19 protein-coding genes and 1 tRNA gene are annotated in these 21,914 nt (G+C 58.0%); 8 read left to right on the forward strand and 12 right to left on the reverse strand.

The window, feature by feature from the left end; all coding sequences use genetic code 11:
* Positions 1-10: 10 nt before the first annotated feature.
* The gene (locus DWZ22_RS00610; protein WP_117794109.1) at positions 11-1,015 is read right to left on the reverse strand and encodes a LacI family DNA-binding transcriptional regulator; all 1,005 of its coding nucleotides are present in this window, start codon (positions 1,013-1,015) and stop codon (positions 11-13) included.
* 357 nt (positions 1,016-1,372) lie between these two features.
* On the opposite strand from DWZ22_RS00610, the gene DWZ22_RS00615 reads away from it, so the two are divergent.
* Together DWZ22_RS00615 and lacG (DWZ22_RS00620) are read left to right on the forward strand one after the other, a co-directional pair.
* The gene (locus DWZ22_RS00615) at positions 1,373-3,142 is read left to right on the forward strand and encodes a PTS transporter subunit EIIC (protein ID WP_117735482.1); all 1,770 of its coding nucleotides are present in this window, start codon (positions 1,373-1,375) and stop codon (positions 3,140-3,142) included.
* Between the two features lie 66 nt (positions 3,143-3,208).
* A complete protein-coding gene (gene lacG / locus DWZ22_RS00620) occupies positions 3,209-4,648 on the forward strand; it encodes a 6-phospho-beta-galactosidase (protein WP_117735483.1) in 1,440 nt (479 codons plus the stop codon).
* A 335-nt stretch (positions 4,649-4,983) separates the two neighbouring features.
* Here lacG (DWZ22_RS00620) and DWZ22_RS00625 read toward each other — a convergent pair whose 3' ends face one another.
* Positions 4,984-5,985 carry a LacI family DNA-binding transcriptional regulator gene (locus DWZ22_RS00625; protein ID WP_118405181.1) on the reverse strand — a complete coding sequence of 334 codons (1,002 nt, stop codon included), beginning with the start codon at positions 5,983-5,985 and terminating at the stop codon, positions 4,984-4,986.
* A gap of 284 nt (positions 5,986-6,269) precedes the next feature.
* Here DWZ22_RS00625 and DWZ22_RS00630 point away from each other — a divergent pair, with 284 nt between their 5' ends.
* From DWZ22_RS00630 to DWZ22_RS00640, 3 genes are all read left to right on the forward strand, one after another.
* On the forward strand, positions 6,270-8,087 hold the full coding sequence (locus DWZ22_RS00630) for a PTS lactose transporter subunit IIBC (protein WP_118405182.1): 1,818 nt from the start codon (positions 6,270-6,272) through the stop codon (positions 8,085-8,087).
* 75 nt (positions 8,088-8,162) lie between these two features.
* Positions 8,163-9,584, forward strand: coding sequence for a 6-phospho-beta-galactosidase (gene lacG / locus DWZ22_RS00635; RefSeq protein WP_199406652.1), 1,422 nt, complete (start codon positions 8,163-8,165; stop codon positions 9,582-9,584).
* Positions 9,585-9,950: 366 nt separating this feature from the next.
* Positions 9,951-11,183: a Fic family protein gene (locus tag DWZ22_RS00640; protein WP_117743264.1), complete on the forward strand. Its 1,233-nt coding sequence runs from the start codon at positions 9,951-9,953 to the stop codon at positions 11,181-11,183.
* 107 nt (positions 11,184-11,290) lie between these two features.
* Here the strand turns inward: DWZ22_RS00640 and DWZ22_RS00645 are convergent, their stop codons facing one another.
* Positions 11,291-12,055 carry a DeoR/GlpR family DNA-binding transcription regulator gene (locus DWZ22_RS00645; protein ID WP_233505086.1) on the reverse strand — a complete coding sequence of 255 codons (765 nt, stop codon included), beginning with the start codon at positions 12,053-12,055 and terminating at the stop codon, positions 11,291-11,293.
* Between the two features lie 205 nt (positions 12,056-12,260).
* Here DWZ22_RS00645 and DWZ22_RS00650 point away from each other — a divergent pair, with 205 nt between their 5' ends.
* A complete protein-coding gene (locus DWZ22_RS00650; protein WP_117743265.1) occupies positions 12,261-13,313 on the forward strand; it encodes an aldose epimerase family protein in 1,053 nt (350 codons plus the stop codon).
* Between the two features lie 327 nt (positions 13,314-13,640).
* Here DWZ22_RS00650 and DWZ22_RS00655 read toward each other — a convergent pair whose 3' ends face one another.
* The gene (locus DWZ22_RS00655) at positions 13,641-14,123 is read right to left on the reverse strand and encodes a PTS sugar transporter subunit IIB (RefSeq protein ID WP_006236279.1); all 483 of its coding nucleotides are present in this window, start codon (positions 14,121-14,123) and stop codon (positions 13,641-13,643) included.
* A 157-nt stretch (positions 14,124-14,280) separates the two neighbouring features.
* Between DWZ22_RS00655 and DWZ22_RS00660 the strand changes: the two genes are divergently transcribed.
* A tRNA-Thr gene (locus DWZ22_RS00660) sits at positions 14,281-14,356 on the forward strand.
* Between the two features lie 204 nt (positions 14,357-14,560).
* Here DWZ22_RS00660 and DWZ22_RS00665 read toward each other — a convergent pair.
* The 5 genes from DWZ22_RS00665 to DWZ22_RS00685 form a co-directional block, all read right to left on the reverse strand.
* Positions 14,561-14,857 carry a DUF5067 domain-containing protein gene (locus DWZ22_RS00665; RefSeq protein WP_233546418.1) on the reverse strand — a complete coding sequence of 99 codons (297 nt, stop codon included), beginning with the start codon at positions 14,855-14,857 and terminating at the stop codon, positions 14,561-14,563.
* A gap of 210 nt (positions 14,858-15,067) precedes the next feature.
* Positions 15,068-15,541 carry a YhcH/YjgK/YiaL family protein gene (locus DWZ22_RS00670; protein WP_117743267.1) on the reverse strand — a complete coding sequence of 158 codons (474 nt, stop codon included), beginning with the start codon at positions 15,539-15,541 and terminating at the stop codon, positions 15,068-15,070.
* A gap of 32 nt (positions 15,542-15,573) precedes the next feature.
* Positions 15,574-15,732: a hypothetical protein gene (locus DWZ22_RS00675; RefSeq protein ID WP_199583400.1), complete on the reverse strand. Its 159-nt coding sequence runs from the start codon at positions 15,730-15,732 to the stop codon at positions 15,574-15,576.
* A gap of 6 nt (positions 15,733-15,738) precedes the next feature.
* A complete protein-coding gene (locus DWZ22_RS00680; protein ID WP_118345497.1) occupies positions 15,739-16,674 on the reverse strand; it encodes a hexose kinase in 936 nt (311 codons plus the stop codon).
* Positions 16,675-16,733: 59 nt separating this feature from the next.
* Positions 16,734-17,615, reverse strand: a complete 882-nt coding sequence (locus tag DWZ22_RS00685) for an aldose 1-epimerase family protein (protein ID WP_118405184.1) — start codon at positions 17,613-17,615, stop codon at positions 16,734-16,736.
* A 157-nt stretch (positions 17,616-17,772) separates the two neighbouring features.
* On the opposite strand from DWZ22_RS00685, the gene DWZ22_RS00690 reads away from it, so the two are divergent.
* A complete protein-coding gene (locus tag DWZ22_RS00690; RefSeq protein ID WP_233502253.1) occupies positions 17,773-18,357 on the forward strand; it encodes a hypothetical protein in 585 nt (194 codons plus the stop codon).
* Positions 18,358-18,432: 75 nt separating this feature from the next.
* Here the strand turns inward: DWZ22_RS00690 and nagA are convergent, their stop codons facing one another.
* The 3 genes from nagA to DWZ22_RS00705 all read right to left on the reverse strand — a co-directional run bounded on the left by nagA (position 18,433) and on the right by DWZ22_RS00705 (position 21,734).
* The gene (nagA, locus tag DWZ22_RS00695) at positions 18,433-19,602 is read right to left on the reverse strand and encodes an N-acetylglucosamine-6-phosphate deacetylase (RefSeq protein ID WP_118405185.1); all 1,170 of its coding nucleotides are present in this window, start codon (positions 19,600-19,602) and stop codon (positions 18,433-18,435) included.
* 119 nt (positions 19,603-19,721) lie between these two features.
* Entirely contained in the window at positions 19,722-20,888 is a 1,167-nt protein-coding gene (locus tag DWZ22_RS00700) for an SIS domain-containing protein (RefSeq protein WP_117743270.1), read from the reverse strand.
* 114 nt (positions 20,889-21,002) lie between these two features.
* Positions 21,003-21,734: a GntR family transcriptional regulator gene (locus tag DWZ22_RS00705; protein ID WP_117735495.1), complete on the reverse strand. Its 732-nt coding sequence runs from the start codon at positions 21,732-21,734 to the stop codon at positions 21,003-21,005.
* Positions 21,735-21,914: the final 180 nt, after the last annotated feature.

Genomic DNA, 21,914 nt, shown 5'->3' on the forward strand with positions numbered 1-21,914 from the left:
GGTCCGTACCCTAGCGCAACTCTCGTACCGTATCGCCCGCTACGAGCACGCCGGGGATCAGCATGTGTTCCACGCCAGGCGTAACCCCCTCGGCGCCGGCGATCTTGTCGACCGCCCACATGCCGACACGCTTGTTATCAAAGCGCACCGTGGTCAGGCGACGATCGGGCACGATGTCGCCCAGGCTGTCATCGACACCCACCACGCTCACGTCCTCGGGCACGCGCTTTCCGCGCGACTCGAGCCCGCGAATGCAGCCGTAGGCCATGGCGTCGTTGGAGGCATAGATGGCCGTGCAGGTCGGATCGTCTGCCAGAGCCTGACCGGCAGCATAGCCGCTCTGCGCCGTCCAATCGCCACGAATGAATCGCGGCGGCTCAATACCATGCGCGCGCAGCGTCTCGCGCCAGCCCTCCTCGCGCTGCATGCCCGAAAGCGAGCGCTCGGGGCACGAGATAAAGTGCACGGTCTTGTGCCCCTGCCCCAGCAAGTACTCGACGACCTGACGCGAGCAATCGAACTGGTCGTTATCGATCGTCGAGCACAGCGGGTGCTCCAACATGGTAACGAGCACCGTCTGCATGCCGGGCAGCGGCTCAAAGGTGCCAAAGTCCGCCGGCATGCGGTTCATGATCACGACCACGCCGTCCACTGGCAGCGCGCTCATACGCGACGATGCACTCTCGAGGGTATAGGGGTGTCCATCTACTTTAGTAAGGGTGATGGCATAGCCGTGTTTGTCGGCAGCGGCGGCAAAGCCCTCCATACGGTCGAGGTTGCCGGTACCGGTAATGTTGAACATGGCGACGCCGACCGTCTTGAACTTGCCGCGGCGCAGCGACCGGCCGGCAAAATTGGGGCGATACCCCAGCTCGCGCATGGCGGCACGCACGCGCTCCTTGGTCTCGGGGCGCACGCTGGGCGAATCGTGCACGGTGCGCGAGACCGTCTGCTCCGAGACGCCCGCGAGGCGCGCCACATCTTTGACGGATACCGATTTTTTAACAGCGGCCATAGGTCGATCTTTCTATGTCAACGATGCCATTGACGGCATCCTGCGCAGTCATTTTGAACACATTTAAGTATATCCAACGTCTCTCCAACGATACGCTTACCACCCAAAACCTACCGTTCACCGACAATTCTGCTTCGCCGAACGGCTTTTGTCGCCCAAATGTTAACGTTGCCATTGTGCAAACACAGAGCCACCGGGCAGCTCAATCGTTTACACGCAAGGAATCGACGGTCTACAGGCACAGGGGCCACCGATTCACATCTTTTTTTGTGTCGCAAAATGGCAACGTCAACATTTTGGCAACCAGATGTCAAAAGCTACCATCGTTGCTAACCCACCGACTCTTAGGAGCTTTGCATGGAGCAACTCATCGCCACCATCGAAAAAGGCCAGCCCTTTTTCAACGCGATCGCCCGCAACAAGTACCTCAAGGCGATTCGCGACGGCTTTATCTCCGTCATCCCCATCATCATCTTCTCGTCCATCTTCTGCCTAGTAGCCTCGGTCCCCAACATCTGGGGTTTCTACTGGCCCGATGACATCAATAACGCCCTGTGGAAGTGCTACAACTACTCCATGGGCATCCTGGCCATCGCCTGCGCCGCCACCACGGCCAAGCACTTCGCCGACGCTCAGAACCGCGACCTGCCCAAGAACAATCAGATCAACTTCATCTCGTGCATGTGCGCGGCCATCATCGGCTTCTTGCTCCTTTCGAGCGACACGATTGCCACGGACGCCGCCAGCGGCTTCAACACGACCTACCTTGGTTCCAAGGGCCTGCTGACCGCCTTTATCGCTGCGTTTGTGACCGGCATCATCTACAAGTTCTTCATTAAGCGCAACATCACCGTCAAGATGCCCGAGCAGGTTCCGCCCAACATCTCGCAGACCTTTAAGGACATCATCCCCTTCTCCGTCTGCATCACCGTCTTTTGGGTCTTTGACATCGTCTTCCGCGCTGCTTTTGGCTTCTGCTTTGCCCAGGGCGTCATCCAGGTGTTCCAGCCCCTGTTCACCGCCGCCGACGGCTACATCGGTCTCGCTGTGATCTACGGTGCCATGAGCCTCTTCTGGTTCGTCGGCGTCCACGGCCCCTCAATCGTCGAGCCCGCCATCGCCGCCGCCCTCGTTGCCAACATGACCGACAACCTGGCTGCATTCCAGGCCGGCCAGCACGCTTCCGCTGTCCTGACCCAGGGTGCCCAGTACTTCGTCGTCTGCATGGGCGGTACCGGCGCCACGCTCGTCCTGGTCTTTATGTTCTGCTTCCTGGCCAAGTCCCAGGAGATGCGCGCCGTCGGTAAGGCCGCCATCGTCCCCGTGTGCTTTGCCGTCAACGAGCCGCTGCTGTTCGCCGCGCCCATCGTGCTCAACCCCGTCTTCTTTGTCCCGTTTGTCTTTGCCCCGATCGCCAACATCTGGATCCTCAAGGTCTTTATCGACTTCTTGGGCATGAACGGCTTTATGTACACCCTGCCTTGGACCGTCCCCGGCCCCATTGGCACCATCATGGGCCTGGGCTTCCAGCCGCTCGCCTTTGTGATGCTCGCCCTTATCCTGGTCGTCGACTTTGCCCTGTACTACCCTTTCTTCCGTGCCTATGACGCCCAGAAGTGCGCCGAGGAGGCCGAAATCTCCCGGGAGGAGCTCGCCGCCAAGAACGCCGAGAAGGCCGCCAAGCTCAACGACGCCTTCCAGGGTAAGGCCGACGCCAAGAGCGTTGCCGCCGGCGCCGCTGCCGAGGTCGTAAAGACCGACGCCGCCCCCGCTGCTGCCACCACCGAGGCTACGGCCGCCAGCGACCTCAACGGCAAGCGCGTGCTCGTGCTCTGCCAGGGCGGCGGCACCTCGGGCCTGCTCGCCAACGCGCTGGCCAAGGCCGCCAAGGAGCGCGGCATCGATCTTGAGACCGCTGCCGATGCCTATGGCAACCACGTGGACATGCTTCCCGACTTTGACCTGGTCGTCCTGGCTCCGCAGGCTGCCAGCTACCTGGCCGACCTGCAGAAGGACTGCGAGCGCGTGGGCAACAAGTGCGTCGCCTGCCGTGGTAAGCAGTACATCGAGCTCTCCCAGAACGGCGACAAGTCTCTCGCCTTTGTGAGCGAGCAGCTGTCGAAGTAAGCAACGCTTAGGGCCAGCCAGCTATCCAAGACAGGCTGGCCCTTCGATTTAAACGATTGGATCATCATGTCCGTTAACCCCGCCAGCGTCACCAACCCGCCCGCGCAGTTCCCCGAGGACTTTGTCTTTGGCGGCGCCACTGCTGCCTACCAGGTAGAGGGCGAGACCCGCACCCACGGTAAGGGCAAGGTCGCCTGGGACGACTTCTTGGAGGCCCAGGGCCGCTTCTCTCCCGATCCCGCCTCCGACTTCTACAACCAGTATCCGGTGGACCTGGAGCTGTGCGAGGAGTTTGGCATCAACGGTATTCGCCTCTCCATCGCCTGGAGCCGCATCTTCCCCGAGGGCACCGGCAAGGTGAACCCCGAGGGCGTGCAGTTCTACCACGACCTATTTGCCGAGTGCCACAAGCACCACGTTGAGCCGTTTGTCACGCTGCATCACTTCGACACGCCGCTGCCCCTCTTTGAAAAGGGCGACTTCCTCAACCGCGAGACCATCGACGCCTTTGTGGACTTTGCCACCTTCTGCTTTAAGGAGTACGCCGACCAGGTAACCTACTGGTTCACCTTTAACGAGATCTGGGCCGACGCCTCCAACACCTACATCGAGGGCACCTTCCCCGGCGGCGTCAAAGCTCATCTGGCCGAAGCCTTCCAGTGCGAGCACAACATGATGCTCGCCCACGCCAAGGCTGTACTGGCCTTCCACAACGGAGGCTTTAAGGGCAAGATCGGCGTCATTCAGTCGCTGGAGTTTAAGTACCCGCTCAACGAGAACGACCCCGCCGACATCAAGGCCGCCAACAACGAGCACGTGCTGCAAAACCAGTTCCTGCTCGACGCCACCTTCCGCGGCGACTATGCCCCCGACACCCTCGAGTGCGCCAACCGCCTGGCTGCCGTCTCGGGCGGCACCATCGAGATCCTGGACGAGGACCTCGAGATTATGCGCGAGGCAGCGCTCTACAACGACTACCTGGGCGTTAACAACTACCAGTGCCGCTTCCTCAAGGCTTACGATGGCGAGAACGACCTGCACCACAACGGTACGGGCGAGAAGGGCACCGGTCGCTGGCGCGTCAAGGGCATTGGCGAGCATGTGAACAAGCCCGGCATCCCCACCACCGACTGGGACTGGATCATCTATCCCGAGGGTCTGTTCGATCTGCTCGTCTACATTAAGCAGCGCTACCCCAACTACAAGCAGATCTTCATCACCGAGAACGGTATGGGCTACAAGGACCCCTACAAGGACGGCTTTGTGGACGACCAGCCGCGCATCGACTACATCGAGCAGCACCTGCGCTGGCTGCTTAAGGCCATGGAGGTGGGCGTCAACGTGGGCGGCTACTTCCTGTGGAGCCTGCAGGACCAGTTCTCCTGGACCAACGGCTACAACAAGCGCTACGGCTTCTTCTACGTAGACTTTGAGACCCAAAAGCGCACGCCCAAGGCGAGCGCCTACTGGTACAAGCACGTGGCGCAGACCCGTCGTCTGGACTAGTTAACGCCATCGGCTGCCGTGACCATCACGCAGCCGCGCACCTTACCATTCCCGATTGCATGGACACTGCGTCCATGCGCCTCTTTCCGTGTGGCGGATGCGACCTTCCCGGTGGATGCTTCAGCATCCTTGGTCGTATCCGCCGTTTTTGTTTTTGGGCGGGCTGGGCCGCGTTCGTTTGTCTCGATCTGTAACATCTAACTCGCTTTTGGCCGTCTAACTGTTACAGATCAAGACAAAGATGATGACTGGGTAGACAAAATCTCAATCTGTAACACCTGGTCGAGTTTTTGGGTCCTAACTGTTACAGATTAAGATGAACGAGCCGAGCACGTCTACGCCCGCAGATCCCGCACGCTCGCGCGCTCGACCAACACGCCCGAGACGAGCGTACGGCTTCTGGAGCTCGGGGCTTCCAGACCTGCGACGACCTCGTTGAGCGCACGGATGCCCAGCTCGCGGTGGCGAAACTTCACCGACGTCAGAATCGAGTTGGGAATCGTCTTGTAGAGCTCATCGTCGAAGCCGATCACGGACACGTCGTCGGGCACGCTGAGCCCTTTGTCACGTAGGGCCATCATCACGCCGTTTGCCATGCAGTCGTTAGCGGCGAGGACCGCCGTGCAATCGGGTTTATCGGCAAGCACAAGGCCCGCGGCATAGCCACTATCCGCATTCCAATCGCCTTGCAGGGGCTCGGGCGGCTCAATGCCACGTGCCTCGAGTGCCGCACGCCAACCTTTCATACGACACTGGCTCGACAGCGACTCTTTCTTACCAGAGACGAAGTACACGTTCTTGTGCCCGTGATTCAAGAAGTACTCGCACGCCATGCGCGCGCCGCCTTCTTGATCGTCACTGACGGTGGAGCAGGTAGGATGCTCCATCGGTGTGATAATCACCGTCTTGAGGTCTTTCGGTGCCTCAAAGGTATCAAAGTCATCGACCATCTGGCGCAGGTTGAAAATCATGCCGTCGACGGGAAGCTGCGACATCCTATGCGCCGCTTCGGCAAGGGTCATCTTCTCCCCCGCCCGCTTTTTGATCATCGTGAGAGCAAAGCCTCGCTCTTCGGCGGCATCGGCGATACCGTCGATCATGTCCACGGCGCCGCCCGACAAGTGGAACATCACCACGCCGATGCACCCGTAACGGCCCAACTTGAGTGAACGCGCGGCAAAGTTGGTTCGAAACCCGAGCGCCTCCATTGCGGAATGGACCCTATCGCGCGTCGACTCGCGCACGCTACCGGGCTCGTTAATCACACGCGAAACCGTCTTGAGAGAAACACCCGCGGCAATCGCCACATCGTTCATTGAGACATTTTTCTTGTCCATCGTTGCCACTACTTCTCCACTCGGTTCTCTATCGCTTGTTTTTTGCGTTCTAGCATACACCACCTGCCTGACTGATAAATCAACCGTTTACCGGACAATATCGACCGCTCACCCGTATATCCTTGTTGCTCTTCCAAAAATGTCTTACGTTGTCATTAACGAAATGACAACGTTGTCATTTCGCAATGCCTTCCTTGAGCAGGAAGGTTTCCGGGCAGTCCTGACCATCCATCGACGACCAGTTCCATCCACATGCATCGCGCATCAAGTAGCAAAGGAGCTCTATGGACGCCATCGTAAAGATGCTCGAAAAGCATCAGCCGTTCTTTGAGAAGATCTCGAGGAACATCTACCTCCAGGCTATTAAGGACGGATTCCTTGGGTGCATGCCAATCGTCCTCACCTCTTCGATCTTTCTGCTCATTGCCACCCTTCCCGGCGTAGTCGGCATCACGCTGCCCCAGCCGCTCATCGACTGGTGCAACAAGCTGTACAACTTCACCATGGGCGTCATGGGCATCATGGTTGCCGGCACCACTGCCAAGAACTTTACGGCTTCCATGAACCGTCGCATGCCCGCCGGCAAGGTGCTCAACGACGGCTCCACCATGGTGGCCGCCCAGTGCAGTATGCTTTTGCTCGCCGTTACGCAGTTCACCACCAAGTTCAACGGCTCCGAGCTTTCGGTCTTCGACTGCACCAGCATGGGTACGCGCGGTCTGTTCTCGGCCTATATCGCCGCGTTCATCACCGTGTGGGTCTACAAATTCTGCGTCTCGCGCGATCTGACCATTAAGCTGCCCAAGGAGGTCCCGGGCGCCATCGCTCAGAACTTCCGCGACATTATCCCCTTTGGCGGCGCTGTCATTATCTGCGGCATCATCGATGTGGTTGTGCGCAACCTCATGGGCGTTCCGTTCTCCGAGCTGCTCATCAAGCTGCTCTCCCCGCTCTTCACTGCGGCAGAAACCTATCCTGGCCTCATCCTTATCCAGGCAGCCACCGCGTTCTTCTGGTTCATCGGCGTCCACGGCCCTTCGATTGTCCAGCCGGGCATCGACCCCATCCGTCTTGCCAACCAGGCCGAGAACCTGCAGGTTCTGCTGGCCGGTGGCCACCCCGCCCACTCCCTCACCTTTAACATGTCGCTCGTGGGTGAGTTCGGCGGCACTGGCGCTACGTTCATCGTGCCGCTTCTGCTGATTCTCTTTATGAAGTCCAAGCAGCTCAAAGCCGTCGGTAAGGCCTCGATTGTTCCTGTTGCCTTTGCTGTCAACGAGCCGCTGCTCTTTGGCGCGCCGATGATCCTTAACCCCTACATGCTCATCCCCTTTGTTGCCGCCGGCTGCGTCAACGTGAGTGTTGCCAAGTTCTTTATCGACAATGTGGGCATGAACGGCTTCTCCTTCGTGGTGCCTTGGGCTACCCCTGCCCCCATCGGCATCTTCATCACCACAAACTTCCAGCTTATCGCCCTGGTGTTTGTTGCAATCATCATCTTGCTGGACGCTATCATCTACCTGCCGTTCTTGAAGGCATACGATAAGCTGCTCTGCGACCAGGAGGCCGAGCGCGCCGCCGAGCTGGGTCTCGAATCCGATGGTGCTGCCACCATCGCTGCCAACGCCCCTGCGCCCGCTGTCGAGCAGACCGCCGCTGTCACCGCTTCCGTCGAGCCGACCGCCGCTGTCACCGCTGCCGTCGAGCCGACCGCCGCTGCCGCCGACAGCAAGCCTGTCGCCGATCAGCCCGAGCCCGCCTCCGACGCATCCGCTAAGAAGGATGTCGACGGTCTGAAGGTCCTCGTCCTGTGCGCCGGCGCCGGCACCTCTGCCATGCTTGCCAACGCCATCAAGGAAGGTGCTGCGCAGACCGGAGAGAACATCGCTTCCTCCGCAGGCGCCTATGGTCAGCACACTGCCATCATGGATCAGTACGACGTCATCGTGCTCGCCCCGCAGGTTCGTAGCTACTACAACGACATGAAGGCCGACACCGATCGCCTGGGCATTAAGCTGCTCGCTCCCCGCGGTAAGGAATATATCGACCTTACTCGCGACCCCGCTGGCGCCATCAAGTGGCTCCGCGAGAACCTCGACTAGTTCCTCCCTCTGTTGGTGCCCGGATTCCCGGTTCGGGCACCTCTCCCTATTCGTATCCCACAGAAAGGATGACTCATGACCAACCCCATGCAGTTCCCCGACGGCTTTGTGTTTGGCGGCGCCACCGCTGCTTACCAGGTTGAGGGCGAGACCCGTACACACGGCAAGGGCAAAGTGCCCTGGGACGATTTCCTGGCTGCTCAGGGCCGTTTCTCCCCCGACCCCGCAAGCGATTTCTACAACAAGTACCCGGTCGATATCGACCTGTGCCAGCGCTTCGGCATCAACGGCATTCGTGTCTCCATCGCTTGGAGCCGTATCTTCCCCAGCGGCACTGGTGAGATTAACCCCGAGGGTGTTGCCTTCTATCACGAGCTCTTTGCCACCTGCAATAAAGCCGGCGTTATCCCCTATGTCACGCTCGATCACTTTGATACGCCCGAGGCCTTCTACCAGGACGGCGGCGAGGGCTTCCTGACGCGCACGACCATCGATGCCTTTGTCGAGTACGCCAAGTTCTGCTTTGCCGAGTTCACCGAGGTCAAGCACTGGTTTACCTTTAACGAGATTCCCGCGACCGCCGAGGGCAGCTTTATCGTCGGCAACTGGCCGCACGGCGAGAAGTATCGCCTGGACAAGGCCTTCCAGCTCATGCACAACATGATGGTGGCCCACGCCAAGGCCGTCGTCGCCTTCCATGAGGGTGGCTTTGAGGGCGAGATCGGCATTGTCCAGAACCTGGAGCCCAAGTATCCCCTCGACCCCAACAACGCCGCCGACTGCGAGGCAGCTCGCATGGCCGACGTCATCAACAACCGCTGGGTACTCGACGCCACCTTCCGCGGCCACTATGCCGCCGACACGATGGAGGCTGCGACCAAGCTGTCCCATATCGCCGGCGGCGAGCTCGACGTCCGCGACGAGGACATCGCCGCGCTGACCGCCGCGCTCCCCTACAACGATTGCCTGGGCGTCAACACCTACAAGTGCCAGTTCCTGCGTGCCGCCGAGGGCGAAAATGACATCAACCACAATGGCACCGGTGACAAGGGCTCCTCGCGCTGGTTCCTCAAGGGCGTGGGCGAGTCATGCGTGCGCGAAGGCGTACCCACCACCGATTGGGACTGGATCATCTATCCCGAGGGCCTCTACGACCTGCTGCTGCGTATTAAGAACGATTACCCCAACTACAAGAAAATCTACATCACCGAGAACGGCATGGGCTATAAGGACGACTTCGAGGACGGCTTTATCGACGACGCCCCTCGCATCGACTACATGCGTCAGCATCTCGCATGGATCCTCAAGGCGATTGACGGCGGCGTGAACGTCGACGGCTACTTTGTGTGGTCGCTGCAGGACCAGTTCTCCTGGACCAACGGCTATAACAAGCGCTATGGCCTGTTCTACGTCGACTTTGAGACCCAGAAGCGCTATCCCAAGGCGAGCGCGTACTGGTACAAGAACGTCGCGGAGACCGGCCTGCTCATGGCCTAACTTTTGCCGCATACCCCCTGTCGGCCGCATACGAATCCCTCCATGGGTTCGCATGCGGCTTTTTTGTTTTGGTGGGCCCGAGCGGATCATTCGTCTCGATCTGTAACATCTAGTCGAGTATTTCGGCCCTAGCTGTTACAGATTTAGACGAACGGGTGGCCCGGGCCGAACAATCTCGATCTGTAACATGTAGACCACTTTTGACCGTCTAGATGTTACAGATCAAGACAATAAGATAGTCAAATCCAAACTTTCCAAGCAGTTATGAAGCATGGTTTCTAGTTTTCGGTATCACGAACATACTTTCGGTATCATTTAATGATATTATGATATCGAAAGTGTGTTCGTGATACCGAAAGGAGCCGCATGCGCCAGTTCGATTACACCACAGTCCCAGCGGAACTCGAAGCAACTCCAATCACCAACCTCCTCCTCTCGATACGCGAGCATAAAGGCCGACAGCTTGCTCTGAGTCAAGTCAAACCCGAACTTCTATCGTCCCTTATGGAGGAAGCTAAGATCCAAAGCACCCAATCCTCCAACGGACTTGAAGGAATTGTTACCACCCAAAAAAGACTCAAAGCGATCATGGCGTATTCCGCCAAGCCAAGCTCCCGCGCAGAGGAAGAAATCGCTGGATACCGAGATGTGCTGTCGCTTATTCACGAGCAACACGATTCCATTCCCGTAACGCCATCGGTCATTCTGCAGTTGCATCGTGACCTCATGGTACACACAGCAATCTCGTATGGGGGCCATTGGAAAGATAGCGATAACGAAATCATCTCCATCGACGATCAAGGCAATCGATTTGTGCGCTTTAGGCCGCCTTCGGCCCTAGCAACCCCCGGACTTATCGAAGAAGCCTGTCGGTCCCTCAACGACGCCTTATCTCGTCAAGTTTGCGACCCCCTCCTTATATCATTCCGCTTCATCTTCGATTTTGTCAGCATTCATCCCTTCAACGATGGCAATGGCAGGATGAGCCGGCTCCTTACAACGCTGCTACTCGAAAAGACTGGATACGACGTTGCGCGTTACATCAGCATCGAACGACTTATTGAAGACAACAAGGCGCTCTACTACAACGCCCTCGCTGCAAGCTCCGCTGGATGGAATGAAAATCAAAACACCGAAGCACCCTTTATCCGTTTCATGCTCGGAACAACCCTGGCCGCCTACCGACAGCTCGAGCAGCGTACCTTAATTGAATCAAGCACTCGTCCCATGTCGAAGCAAGCGCGCATCGCCGTTCTATTTCAACAGAGACCCGGTGTCATTAAGAAATCCGACATCCGATCCAACTGCCCCGATATCAGCGAGGTTACCGTTAAACGAACCCTCGGTCAGCTTGTTAGTTGCAGCGCAATCGAAAAAACAGGAGCGGGTCGTTCGACGGGCTACATACTCAAAGACGTCCATGCTCTAGAACTATTCTTGCAATCCACATTACCCGATAGCGAGGCCGCAATAACAAAAGAGGCTCCAAAGGATAAGCTCCTTGAACGTGTAAACCACGCCGAGGATGAAAGCAGAGAGGGGCTCTATGAAGACTACGATTCATTCTCAAGGGACATAAAGACGAAATACGGAGTCTAGTCATATCCCAGAATAGCCTCATCCTTGTTGCCCAAAGTTATTTACGCGTCATTGTAAAGCGGTACCCCCGCGCCGGCAGGGGGCAGATGTATCGCTTGCAGCGCTAGCTAGCAAATGACCTGCGTGAGTTCCTCGATGGCGGCGCGATCCTCGGCGGCGATGCCCGGCTCGCACACCACGGCGTCCAGGCTGTCCAGACGGCAGAAGGTGTAGAAGTCGCGCTTGCCGATCTTACTGGAGTCGGCGATCAGATAGCGCGAGTCGGCCTTGCTAAAGGCGAGCTGCTGGATACGACCCTCATCCATATTAGACGTAGACACGTCGCCATCCAGAATGCCGTTGGCGCCGATAAACGCCGCGTCGATACCCAGCGCACGCAGGGTATCCTCGGCCGTTGGTCCCACAAAAGCGGCGGTACGGCGACGGTACATGCCGCCCACTAGGCACAGGTCGCAGTCCTCGCGCGCCTCGAGCAGGTTAAACACCGAAAGCGAATTGGTCACGATGCGCAGACGAAATGCCGGCAGCATCGAGGCCATCTGCTCAACCGTGGTGCCCGTACCCAAAAAGATGGTCGAGCCCTCCTCGATGAGCTCCACGGCGCGGCGCGCGATCTGCAACTTTTCCTCGGCATGCTTGGTGCGCTTTTCGCTGTGCGAATACTCATGGCGCAACATAGCATGTGGACGGCCCTGCGCACTGCGGGCTCCACCGTGCACGCGCTCGATCTCGCCCAGGCTCGCAAGCTCCTCGAGATCGCGGCGGATCGTCATATCCGAGACACCCAGTGCATCCGAAATCTCCTTGACCGAGACCGTGCCCTGCTCCTCGAGCAGCTGACGAACCCTATCCTGTCGCTCTGCCTTAATCACGATGAATCCTCGCCGTTCTATGCGTGCATATCATTCAAACAGTAACGAACAAATTGTATCAGACCCGTGCGTGTCAAAAATGAACGCCCGTACAGCTCAATCATCACTTTTTTGAGAAAAATACCCCCTGCTTTAGTGGGGTGTAGTGATAATCTCGCCTGTTCGCGCTACAGTTTGTCGGAAATACCTCGATGTTAGGAACCAAATGATCACTTCCGAGCTTTTCGGCACCGCGCCGTGCGGTACCCCCGTTCATCGTTACACCCTCAACGGGCCCGAGATCTGCGTTCGCATTATGGACTTTGGCGCCACCGTGCTGGGCATCGACGTGCCCGACATCCCCGGCAACGTGCGCGATGTGGTGCTGGGCTTCGATAAGCTCGAGGATTACTTTGACAACCCCGCCTGCTTTGGCGCGACCATCGGCCCCGTGGCCAACCGCACTGCGGGTGCCACGATCACCATCGCCGGCACGGACTGGCATATGCCGGCCAACGAGGGCGTCAACAACCTGCACAGCGACCTTGAGCATGGCCTGCACAAGCGCGTGTGGGACGTTGAGCTCGACGAGGTCCACAATGCCGTGCGCATGACCACCTCGCTTGAGGACGGTGAGCTGGGTCTTCCCGGCAACCGCACCTTTACGGCCGTGTTTACCGTGACGCGCACCGGCTGCTTCCGTATCGAATACGGCTGCGAGAGCGACCGCGCCACCTACGTGGCCATGACCAACCACACGTACTTTAACCTTGCCGGCCATAACGCCGGAATGGACTGTGAGCACTTCTTTGTTGCTAACGCTGCCCACTACCTGCCCATCAACGAGCAGAACATCCCCACCGGCGAGATTGCTCCGGTCGAGGGCACGCCGTTTGACTTCCGTGAGCTGCGCCCCATCGCGCCTGGCATGGAGGCCGACGATCCGCAGATTAAGCAGGCACGCGGCTACGACCACTGCCTGTGCATCGATGACTATCAATACGGTCGCAACCTGCGCCGCGCCCTGCATGTCGAGGAGATGTGGACCGGCCGCGAGCTGGACTACTACACCACCGCCCCGGGCGTGCAGCTCTACACTGGCAATTGGCTGGGCGACGAGCACGCCAAGGACGATGCCAACTATAGCTGGGGCGCCGGCTTTGCCCTCGAGGCAGAGATGTACCCCGACACGCCGCACCAGCCGCTGTTCCCGCAGGGCATTGTGGGCCCGGGTCACCCATACAGCAATGTGATCGAATACCACTTTATGAGGCACTAGGCCCACAACGCGACATATTGCACAGCAACGCCCGCCGGCACCACCGCCGACGGGCGTTTTTTTCATCTTTTGGGCTCAATTTCGCTGTGACTGTATGAGCGACATATCAAAACTATGCCCATTTACTACGTTTAGCCCGGGATGCTCGACCATGCACCGGTTTTTGCTAAATTCGCGAGCCGCCTACCTGCGGTTTTGTTTTTCTCAAATTCGACATGCTCGGCGATAGCCGATCAAACGTAGTAAATGGGCATTGTTTTTGACAGGCAGCATCGCACGCGTCCCTCGCAAGGGCAAAATGATTCGTTTTTCTCCGTCCCCAAGGGATCAGTTGAACAGATTGCCGATGGGGTCGGGATTGGAGCTGGGGAGATAGCGGATTTCTAGTTCTATGCCGAGCTTTTGCAGCTCTTTGAAGGCGGCGACATCTTCGCCGTCTACGGCGACTGCGGGCGTTATGGGGTGCTTGCCCTCCCCTGCCTGCATATGGCCAATGCTGATCTTGGTGATCGGCACGCCACCCTTAACCAGCGCGAGTGCATCGGCGGGTGAGGCCACCATGATCAGAATCAATTGGCGCGGCGTTGCGGTATGAATGATGTCGATGGCCCTTTGCACCGAGAAAAACCGTGTCCACACGCCCTCGGGCACCGCGACCCTCATAGGCGCCCACTTGCGCGAATCCGCCGCAATCTCGTCGTTAACGATCAGGACGAGGTTGGAACCAACCGCCTCATTCCACAGCTCAACGTCTTGCCCGTAAATAAACCGATCATCGATGCGCGTGAGAAGAATCTTGGGTTGAATCATCACTGCCCCATTCTGCTTGAGACCCGTAAGAGCAAGACATCACGTCTCCAATATTAGTGCATTTAAAGTGAGAAAAGCCGTCAGAACACTTGCGCGGATGTGCGATGTCCCGTATCATAGACAGCCGTTGACGCCTCAGTTGCGTCACCACATGGCCGCCAGCGTAGCTCAGTTGGTAGAGCACCGCTCTCGTAAAGCGGGGGTCACCGGTTCGAGCCCGGTCGCTGGCTCCATTGCACAAGATAGCCGCCTTCGGGCGGCTTTTTTGTTGCCGATTGAGTGCATTGCACCAAGAAACTGCAGCAACCCCGACGGCAAACAGCTCCCTCCAACAACAAAAGCCCCGCCAACTGCGGTCCCCAAGTAGACCACAATCAACGGGACTCAAATATGTTCCCCAGAAGAATTACAGCGGCTTTTATACGCATGAATAGGGATTAAAGAGTACTCGGATCGATTGTCTGTGGATTAGCCAGGCCATAGAAAGCAGTCTCATGGTCAGCGGATGTGGCTTGGTGTCCGACTTCACATTCAACCGGAGTAGTTTCGTCAATCAGCTCATAACCGAGCCAGCCCTCTAACTCAGCACCAGGTTTTATTTGGCGCGATTCAGGAAGGTCAAGGCCTTCCGCCAACATACCCGACTTAAGCCCCTTTCCATCTTGGAAAGCCGCTATTTCATTTCCAGAAAACAAGACAAACTGAGGGTCATCCGAAACGTTTTTTGCAGTCACATTCAAAATTAATTATTCTTCAATCCATTTAGCATCAATCGTGTCTCAATAACTACGTCGTTCAGCCTAATTTAGCCGCCCCAAAGAGTCCAGCTCAAACAACAAAAGCCCCGCCAACCGCAATCCCCAAGGGAACCGCGATTAACGGGGCTCAAGCGCGCCCCTCAATGGAATCACGCCAGCATACGAACAACTCAGCCGAGTAGCTCGCTACTCCTCCCAGTAAGCATCTGCAAGCAGCTTAAAGCAAATCTTCTTGACCGGCTGTGCGCCATCGCCCGGGAACTCAAGCGTGGGCATGTGAGGCTCGCCGGCAACGAACAGCGCAAACTTGTCGTCGGCAAGATCGCCGGCGATCGAAGCGTCGGAATCGACCAGATCGTAGTCGTCCTTCTCGTCAAACTCCTGAACCAGCGTCAGGCTGCCCGTGGCGACCTTAAAGGCCTCGCGACCCTCGACGTCGATCTGCAGGTCGTGATAGCGCTGATGCGTCTCATAGTGAGCCTCGGCCTCGGGACGCGTCGTGGGAGCCATGACGTTCGCATAGACCTTGTCGCCCAGAATCGGATGGCTGCCGACCTCGAGCTGCGCCGGGTCGTTCTCCTCGAGCCAGTCGATCAGCACGTCGAGGCCCTTGAGCATTCCGCGATACTCCTCGATATCGCCCAATGCACCGTAAATCATCTAAATCCCCTCTCGGATCGTTTCCTTGGCGGCTACTCGGCAAACGCATTACCAAAGCTGTTGCCGCCCACATACGTCTCGACCAGGGTAAGGTCGGGACTGAACACGACAAAGTCGGAGTCGTGCCCCGGCATAATGCTACTGCACTTGTCGTCGACATGAGCTAGCAAGCGATGCCGGGGCCGCAGCACAAGCTCCTACAGCTCGGTCACGACAACGCCGTTGTAGACCTCGTCCCAACGATCCATGACCAAGTGGCCAGTCATAGGATCCATGGCATTGAGCTTGCCGCAGGTGTTGGCGGTACGCAGCACCGTCTCGTCGTCCGCGCCAGCAGCAATGGCATGCGCGAAGCCAGCGATAGTGGAGTCACCAGAGCCCGTGGCGTTAACGGCAGGGATATCGGGCGTCTTTGCGCGGAACGCACGGCCATTGTGGAAGCCAACGGAGCCGGCAGCGCCCATGGACACGACGACCCAGGGGATATCGGAGAAGCGGGCATCAGAGGCGAGCGCGGCGCGAAGCTCGTCCACATCGTCGGTGGTAAAGCTCGTGCCCAGAAGGCCGTTAATTTCGGTCAGGTTAGGCTTAACCAGCTCAGGCTTGACCTCGGACTTGAGCGCAGCCTCAAGCGAAGCACCCGAGGTATCGAGCAGCACCTTGGCGCCGGCGTTCTCGGCAATGCCCGTGATCTTGGCGTAGTAGTCCGCCTCGACACCACGGGGCAGCGAACCCGAGATGGTAACGACAGCGGCCTTGCTCGCAAGCTCGGCGAACTTGGCGGTAAAGGCATCAAGCTCCTCGGGGGCAATCGTCGGGCCGCTCTCGAGTAGCTCGGTCTGGTTGCCGGCGTGGAGGATGTTGAGGCAAATGCGAGTCTCGCCCTTGATGGGTACAAAATCATTCTTAATGCCGTTGGCATCCATGAGCTCGGCCATGTAGGCGCCCATGTGGCCGCCGAGCAAACCGGTTGCCACAACGTCGTCGCCCAGCTGACCCAGTACACGGGCCACGTTGAGACCCTTGCCGCCGGCGGTCTTTTCGGGCGTCACACGGTTGACGTCGTCGATAACGAGCTCATCGAGCTGATAGCGCGTATCGACAGACGGGTTCATCGTAACGGTGAGGATCATTTTTAGCTCCTTATCTCGCAGGCTCCTTGTGCCTCGCGATACGAGTCGACAAAACGGAATTACAGAATCTCGATCGTGAACGAGCGCACGATGGTTTCTTTGGGCTTGGCGATCAGGCAGCCGCGCTTATGCTCAAGCACGTCATCCTCATCGGAACAGGTCGAAAGGCCACCCCAGGGCTCAACTGCCACAAAATCACCCTCGGGCTTACTCCACACAATAAGATACGGGAAGCCCTCAAAGCTCAGGCGAACACCCTTGTCCTCGCCCTTCTTGGAAAGCGTGACCTGACGGCTCTCGAGCACGTCAAAGATGGTCTCCGCAAAATCGAAGAGCTCATGCGACAGAGGCAGCGTTTTTCCCACCATGGGATTCTTGGAACGCCTGTCCACATCGATCAATCCAGTCGAGGGAACGGCGGCGCAGAGTTCCGCAGCCTCGTCCTTCTCAAAGCGCAGCTCGTAGTCCGTATAGGCCTCACCCTCGTCGAGTGGGCACCTAAAGCCAGGATGTCCACCGATAAAGAACGGCATGTCCTCGGTGCCCTCATTGGTGACCTCATAGGAAACACGCACGGCAGCGTCCTCAAGCGTATAGCGGGCGACGAGCTTGAACGGATACGGATAATCTCTCAGCAATGCAGCGTTATCCTCGGATGCCAGACACACAGCCAGCTCGTTCGTGCTTTGGCTCAGCAGTTTCCACTCCTGCTTGCGCGCAAACCCGTGACGGGCGAGCTTCACATGATGCCCGGCGAACGTCATGGCGCTGCCGTCGCGCAGACCTCCGCAAATCGGGAAGCAAATCGGCGCCTGGCCGGACCACACGGCAGGATCGCCCTGCCACAAATACTCGCGACCGTCGGCCTCAATCGAGGTAAACGAGCCGCCGGCTGTGGAAACCTTGATAGAGATCGAATCGTTGGAGAGAGCGTATTCCATTGCCCATCCTTTCGAACAACTGCTTTTTTGCTCGCAAGTACCCGTCTCGGCCCTAACCAAAGGACAAACCCGCATGTTCATCGATGCGTCCGGTATCCCAGCCATGCAACGGGGTACCATACAGACATTGACGTCATTACAGCTGAAAGGCCTTCTTATGCGAACCATCATCCTCTACGCCTCGCGTCACCACGGCAATACGAAAAAGCTCGTGGACGCCATCGTTGAGGCGCACCCCGAGATCGATACCCTCGATGTAAAAACGCTCGGAAAAAACGAGTATCCCGACCTGCACGAATATCATCTAATCGGTGCCGCCACGGGCATTTATTACTCCGAGATCGACAAGGACATGGCACGCGTGCTCACCAACGTGCTGCAGCCGCAGGACAAGGTGTTTGGCCTTATGACCTACGGTGGCAAAAACAAGTGGTACGGCAAGGATATCGATGGCATCTGCCGCATGAGACAGGCCATATTTATGGGCGTCTACGGCTGTCCCGGTTTTGACACGTGGGGACCGTTCAAACTTACCGGCGGCGTCCAAAAGGGACACCCAACCGCCGAGGAAATTAAGGGCGCCGTCGATTTCTTCGACAAGATCGAAGACGAGTACGGCGATATCATCGTCGAAGAGTACGCCAAGCGCGAGAAGCGCCTAGCATACGAGAAGGAGCATCCTGCAGGAGGCCTGGTGGCCGGCGTCAAGCGCACAGCAAAGAAGATCGCTAACAAGCTGTAACTGTGAAGGTGCTTTTGAGCGTTTAACCCATACGGCGGGTCCGAGCAGATTCGGGCCCGCCGTCTTTTTCTATCGTTACTCGGTAAAGGCGTTGCTGACGCTCTGGCCGCCAACATACGTCTCGACGAGGGTGAGCTCGTGGTCGAATACGACAAAGTCGGCATCGCGACCCGGCATAATGCTGCCGCACTTATCCTCGATGTGCGCGGAGCGAGCCGGCACCTCGGTTGCCATGCGAATGGCGATATCGGCGCTGGCAATGCCCCAGTCGACAATGTTCTTGACGCCCTGGGCAAGCGTGAGCACCGAGCCGGCAATGCTCTTGCCGTCGGCGAGCCAGCACAGGTTGTCCTTCATGATAACGTCCATACCGCCACTGGTGTAGCTGCCCTCGGGCATGCCGCCGCAGCCCAAGCAGTCGGTGATGAGCACCGTATGCTGCCAGCCCTTAGCCTGCAGCAGCGCCTTGATAGCGGCGGGGTTCACATGCTTGCCGTCGCAGATAATCTCGGCGTAGGTCTCGGGGGTGGTCATAGCAGCGCCCACAACACCGGGCTCGCGGTGATGCAGACCGCGCTGGCCGTTATAGGTGTGCGTAAAGCAGCTAGCACCGGCATTGATGGCGGCGACGCACTCGTCATACGTGGCATCAGAGTGACCGATGCTGGTCACGACACCCTTAGCGTTCAGGGCGGCAGCATAGGCAGCAGCACCATCGCGCTCGGCGGCCATGGCGCTCTTAACGATACGTCCGCCGGCAGCCTCCTGCCACTGGTCGAAGACCTCCTCGGAGGGGTCGATCAGGTAAGCGGGGTTCTGTGCGCCCACGTGCTTCATGGTAAAGAAGGGGCCCTCCAGGTAGATGCCCTGAATGCGAGCACCGCAGAAGTCGGGGCCGCGGCCCTCGTCAGCCTGGGCAATAGCGGCACAGGCGTCCTTGATCTGCTCGACGCCATCGGTGAACGTCGTGGGCAGCCAGCTGGTGGTACCGCGACGGGCGAGCTCGGTCGAGCTGATATCGATACCCTCGGGATCGTTGTCAGTAGTTGAGTGGTTGTAGAAGCCATGGATGTGGGTATCGACCATACCCGGTGCGATCCACGATCCCGTGTAGTCCTTAATCTCGCAAGAGGGCTTGTCGGCCTGCCAGGCGCCAAAGACGCCATCCTCGACCATAAGATAGCCGCCCAGCTGCGGACCTGCCGGCAAGAAGAACTTGTCAGCCTTAATTGCGTACGTGCTCATATGCACTCCTTGCTTCTAAAGCAGTTGACTGTGGTGATGCTTATACCCGGTCCTAGTAAAAACGGAAAGCGCCCGCCCGCCGTTATGAGCGGACGGGCGCCCTTACAGGGGGGACGCGATTAAGCGGTGAAGGGGTGAATCGTCACGCCCTTAACCACGCGGTTGACCGTGCCAGTGGGGCTCGGCGTATCGGGCGTGTTGCCCACGCGCACGGAGTTGAGCAGGCTGATGGCCTGGGCAAACATCACGAACGGCAGGGCAAGGTAGCCCTCGGGGAGTGCCTCATAGCCCTTAAAGGTGAAGGACTCGCCCTCGTAGACGGTAGCACCATCCTGCTGAACGGCAACGGTGTGCTGAGCGATCTCGTCGCCACCGATCTCGTTGAGGATGTCGATATCGTACTGACGGGTGTAGGCATCGTTGTTGACGAACACGAACACGAGGGTCTTGTCGTCGACGAAGGACTTGGGTCCGTGACGATAACCCATGGAGGTGTCGTAGGAAGTAGCGACCAGACCGTGAGCGAGCTCGAGGATCTTGAGCTGGCTCTCCTGGGCAAGGCCACCGAAGGAGCCGGAACCCAAGTAGGTCACGCGGTTGAAGTCGCCAGCCAGGTAATCGGCGACCTCGGGCTCACGATCGATGACCTCCTCGCCCATCTTGGCGATGGTCTCGACCCACTCGGCCTTCTGCTCGTCGGAAGCCTCGTCAAAGATGAGGGTAGAGAGCAGGGTCATGCAGGTGTAAGAACCGGTCATGGCGAAGCCCTTGTCGTTGGCGCGCGGGATGAGCAGCGTCAGCGCATTGGGATCATCAGCGGACTCGACGGCGAGCTTGCCCTCGGGAGCGCAGGTGATGTTGAGGAACTTGACGTTGTGGACGAGCTCCTTGGCAACGGCAACGGCGGCAAGGCTCTCGGGGCTGTTGCCAGAACGGGCAAAGGAAACCACGAGCGTGGGATCCTCGGCGCGCAGGAAGTCGCGCGGGGCGCTCACGATGTCGGTCGTGGCGATGGGCTTAAAGTCGTAGAGATCAGTGTTGCCAGCGTGACGCAGGTACGGGGCGCAGGTATCGCCAACATAGTCGGACGTACCGGCACCGGTAAAGACAACGGACAGACGGCCCTCGCCCATAGCGCGAGCCTCGGCCAGAAAGGCCTCGATGGCCTCCTTGTTCTCGCGATAGATGTTGAGCGTATCACGCCAGAGCTCGGGCTGCTGAGCAATCTCGGCCGTGGTGATCTGGGCGCCGAGCTCGGTGAGCTCCTCGACACTCTTCTCGAACATTTCTAATACCTCTCTCTAGAAGTAATCCTCTGACGTGCAATTATACACTTCAGTTGGTTATCTGGTAGTAACCAGTTAAATGCAAAGAATCATCACATGGAAACGATGTGAACACTAGTCGCCACGCTGGTGGTAAACCTTGTATTTAAACTGATCGGCACGAGCAACCGAGAGCGTATACTCCACAACCTCGTTTGACTCGTTATACGTAGTCCTGACCAAATCGAGCACAGGCGAACCCTCGACAATTCCCAAAAGATGGGCATCGGTGGGACGGGCTATGCTCGCATAAAACTCCTCTTCGGCCACGCGTATCTTTTGCTGAAAGTCCTGCTCAATCACATCGTAAAGCGGCTTACGCTCCAGCAGCGGTCGCTTTAGGGACAGAAATTGACGAACCGGTAGATAGCTACGTTCGACCATCATGGGCATGTTGTCGGCAGAACGAAGGCGCTTGAGCTTAAAAATGCGATCACCGATACGTAATCCCATATGCTCGGCCAGATTCTTATCGGCCTCCATCTCGCAAAACTCGAGAATCGTGGTCTCGGGGTCGCGACCCATCGCGCGCATCTGCTCGGTAAAACTGTAGGACTGCATAAGATTGGTTGCCTTTGCCGAACGGTCGGTCACAAAGGTACCGCGACCGTGCTGCCGAACCACCAGTCCCAAACGCTCCAGTTCCTGCAGAGCCAGGCGTACCGTAGTGCGCGAGAGGCCATAGCGTTCCGAAAGTTCGCGCTCGGAAGGAATCATGTCACCGGCGCGATATTCATGGTCAATCTTTTCGGTCAGAATATCGACCAGCTGATCGTACAGCGGTTGCTTACGCGCTCCGATCGCCATCCTATCCTCCCATTTTCTCAAACTCGGCTAACTACCTAGGGTGTTTAGCATTATCTGTCTGCCACACCCGAATCATCAAGAAAACAAAAGCCGCGCGCTCTTTCGAGCACGCGGCTTTTAACATACACATGGCTTAAGGGGTCGGGGTGTGAGCCGCGTAGGGACACACCCCTCAAGCTA

Source organism: Collinsella sp. AF31-11 (assembly GCF_003475605.1).
In the GTDB taxonomy this organism is placed as follows: Bacteria; Actinomycetota; Coriobacteriia; order Coriobacteriales; family Coriobacteriaceae; genus Collinsella.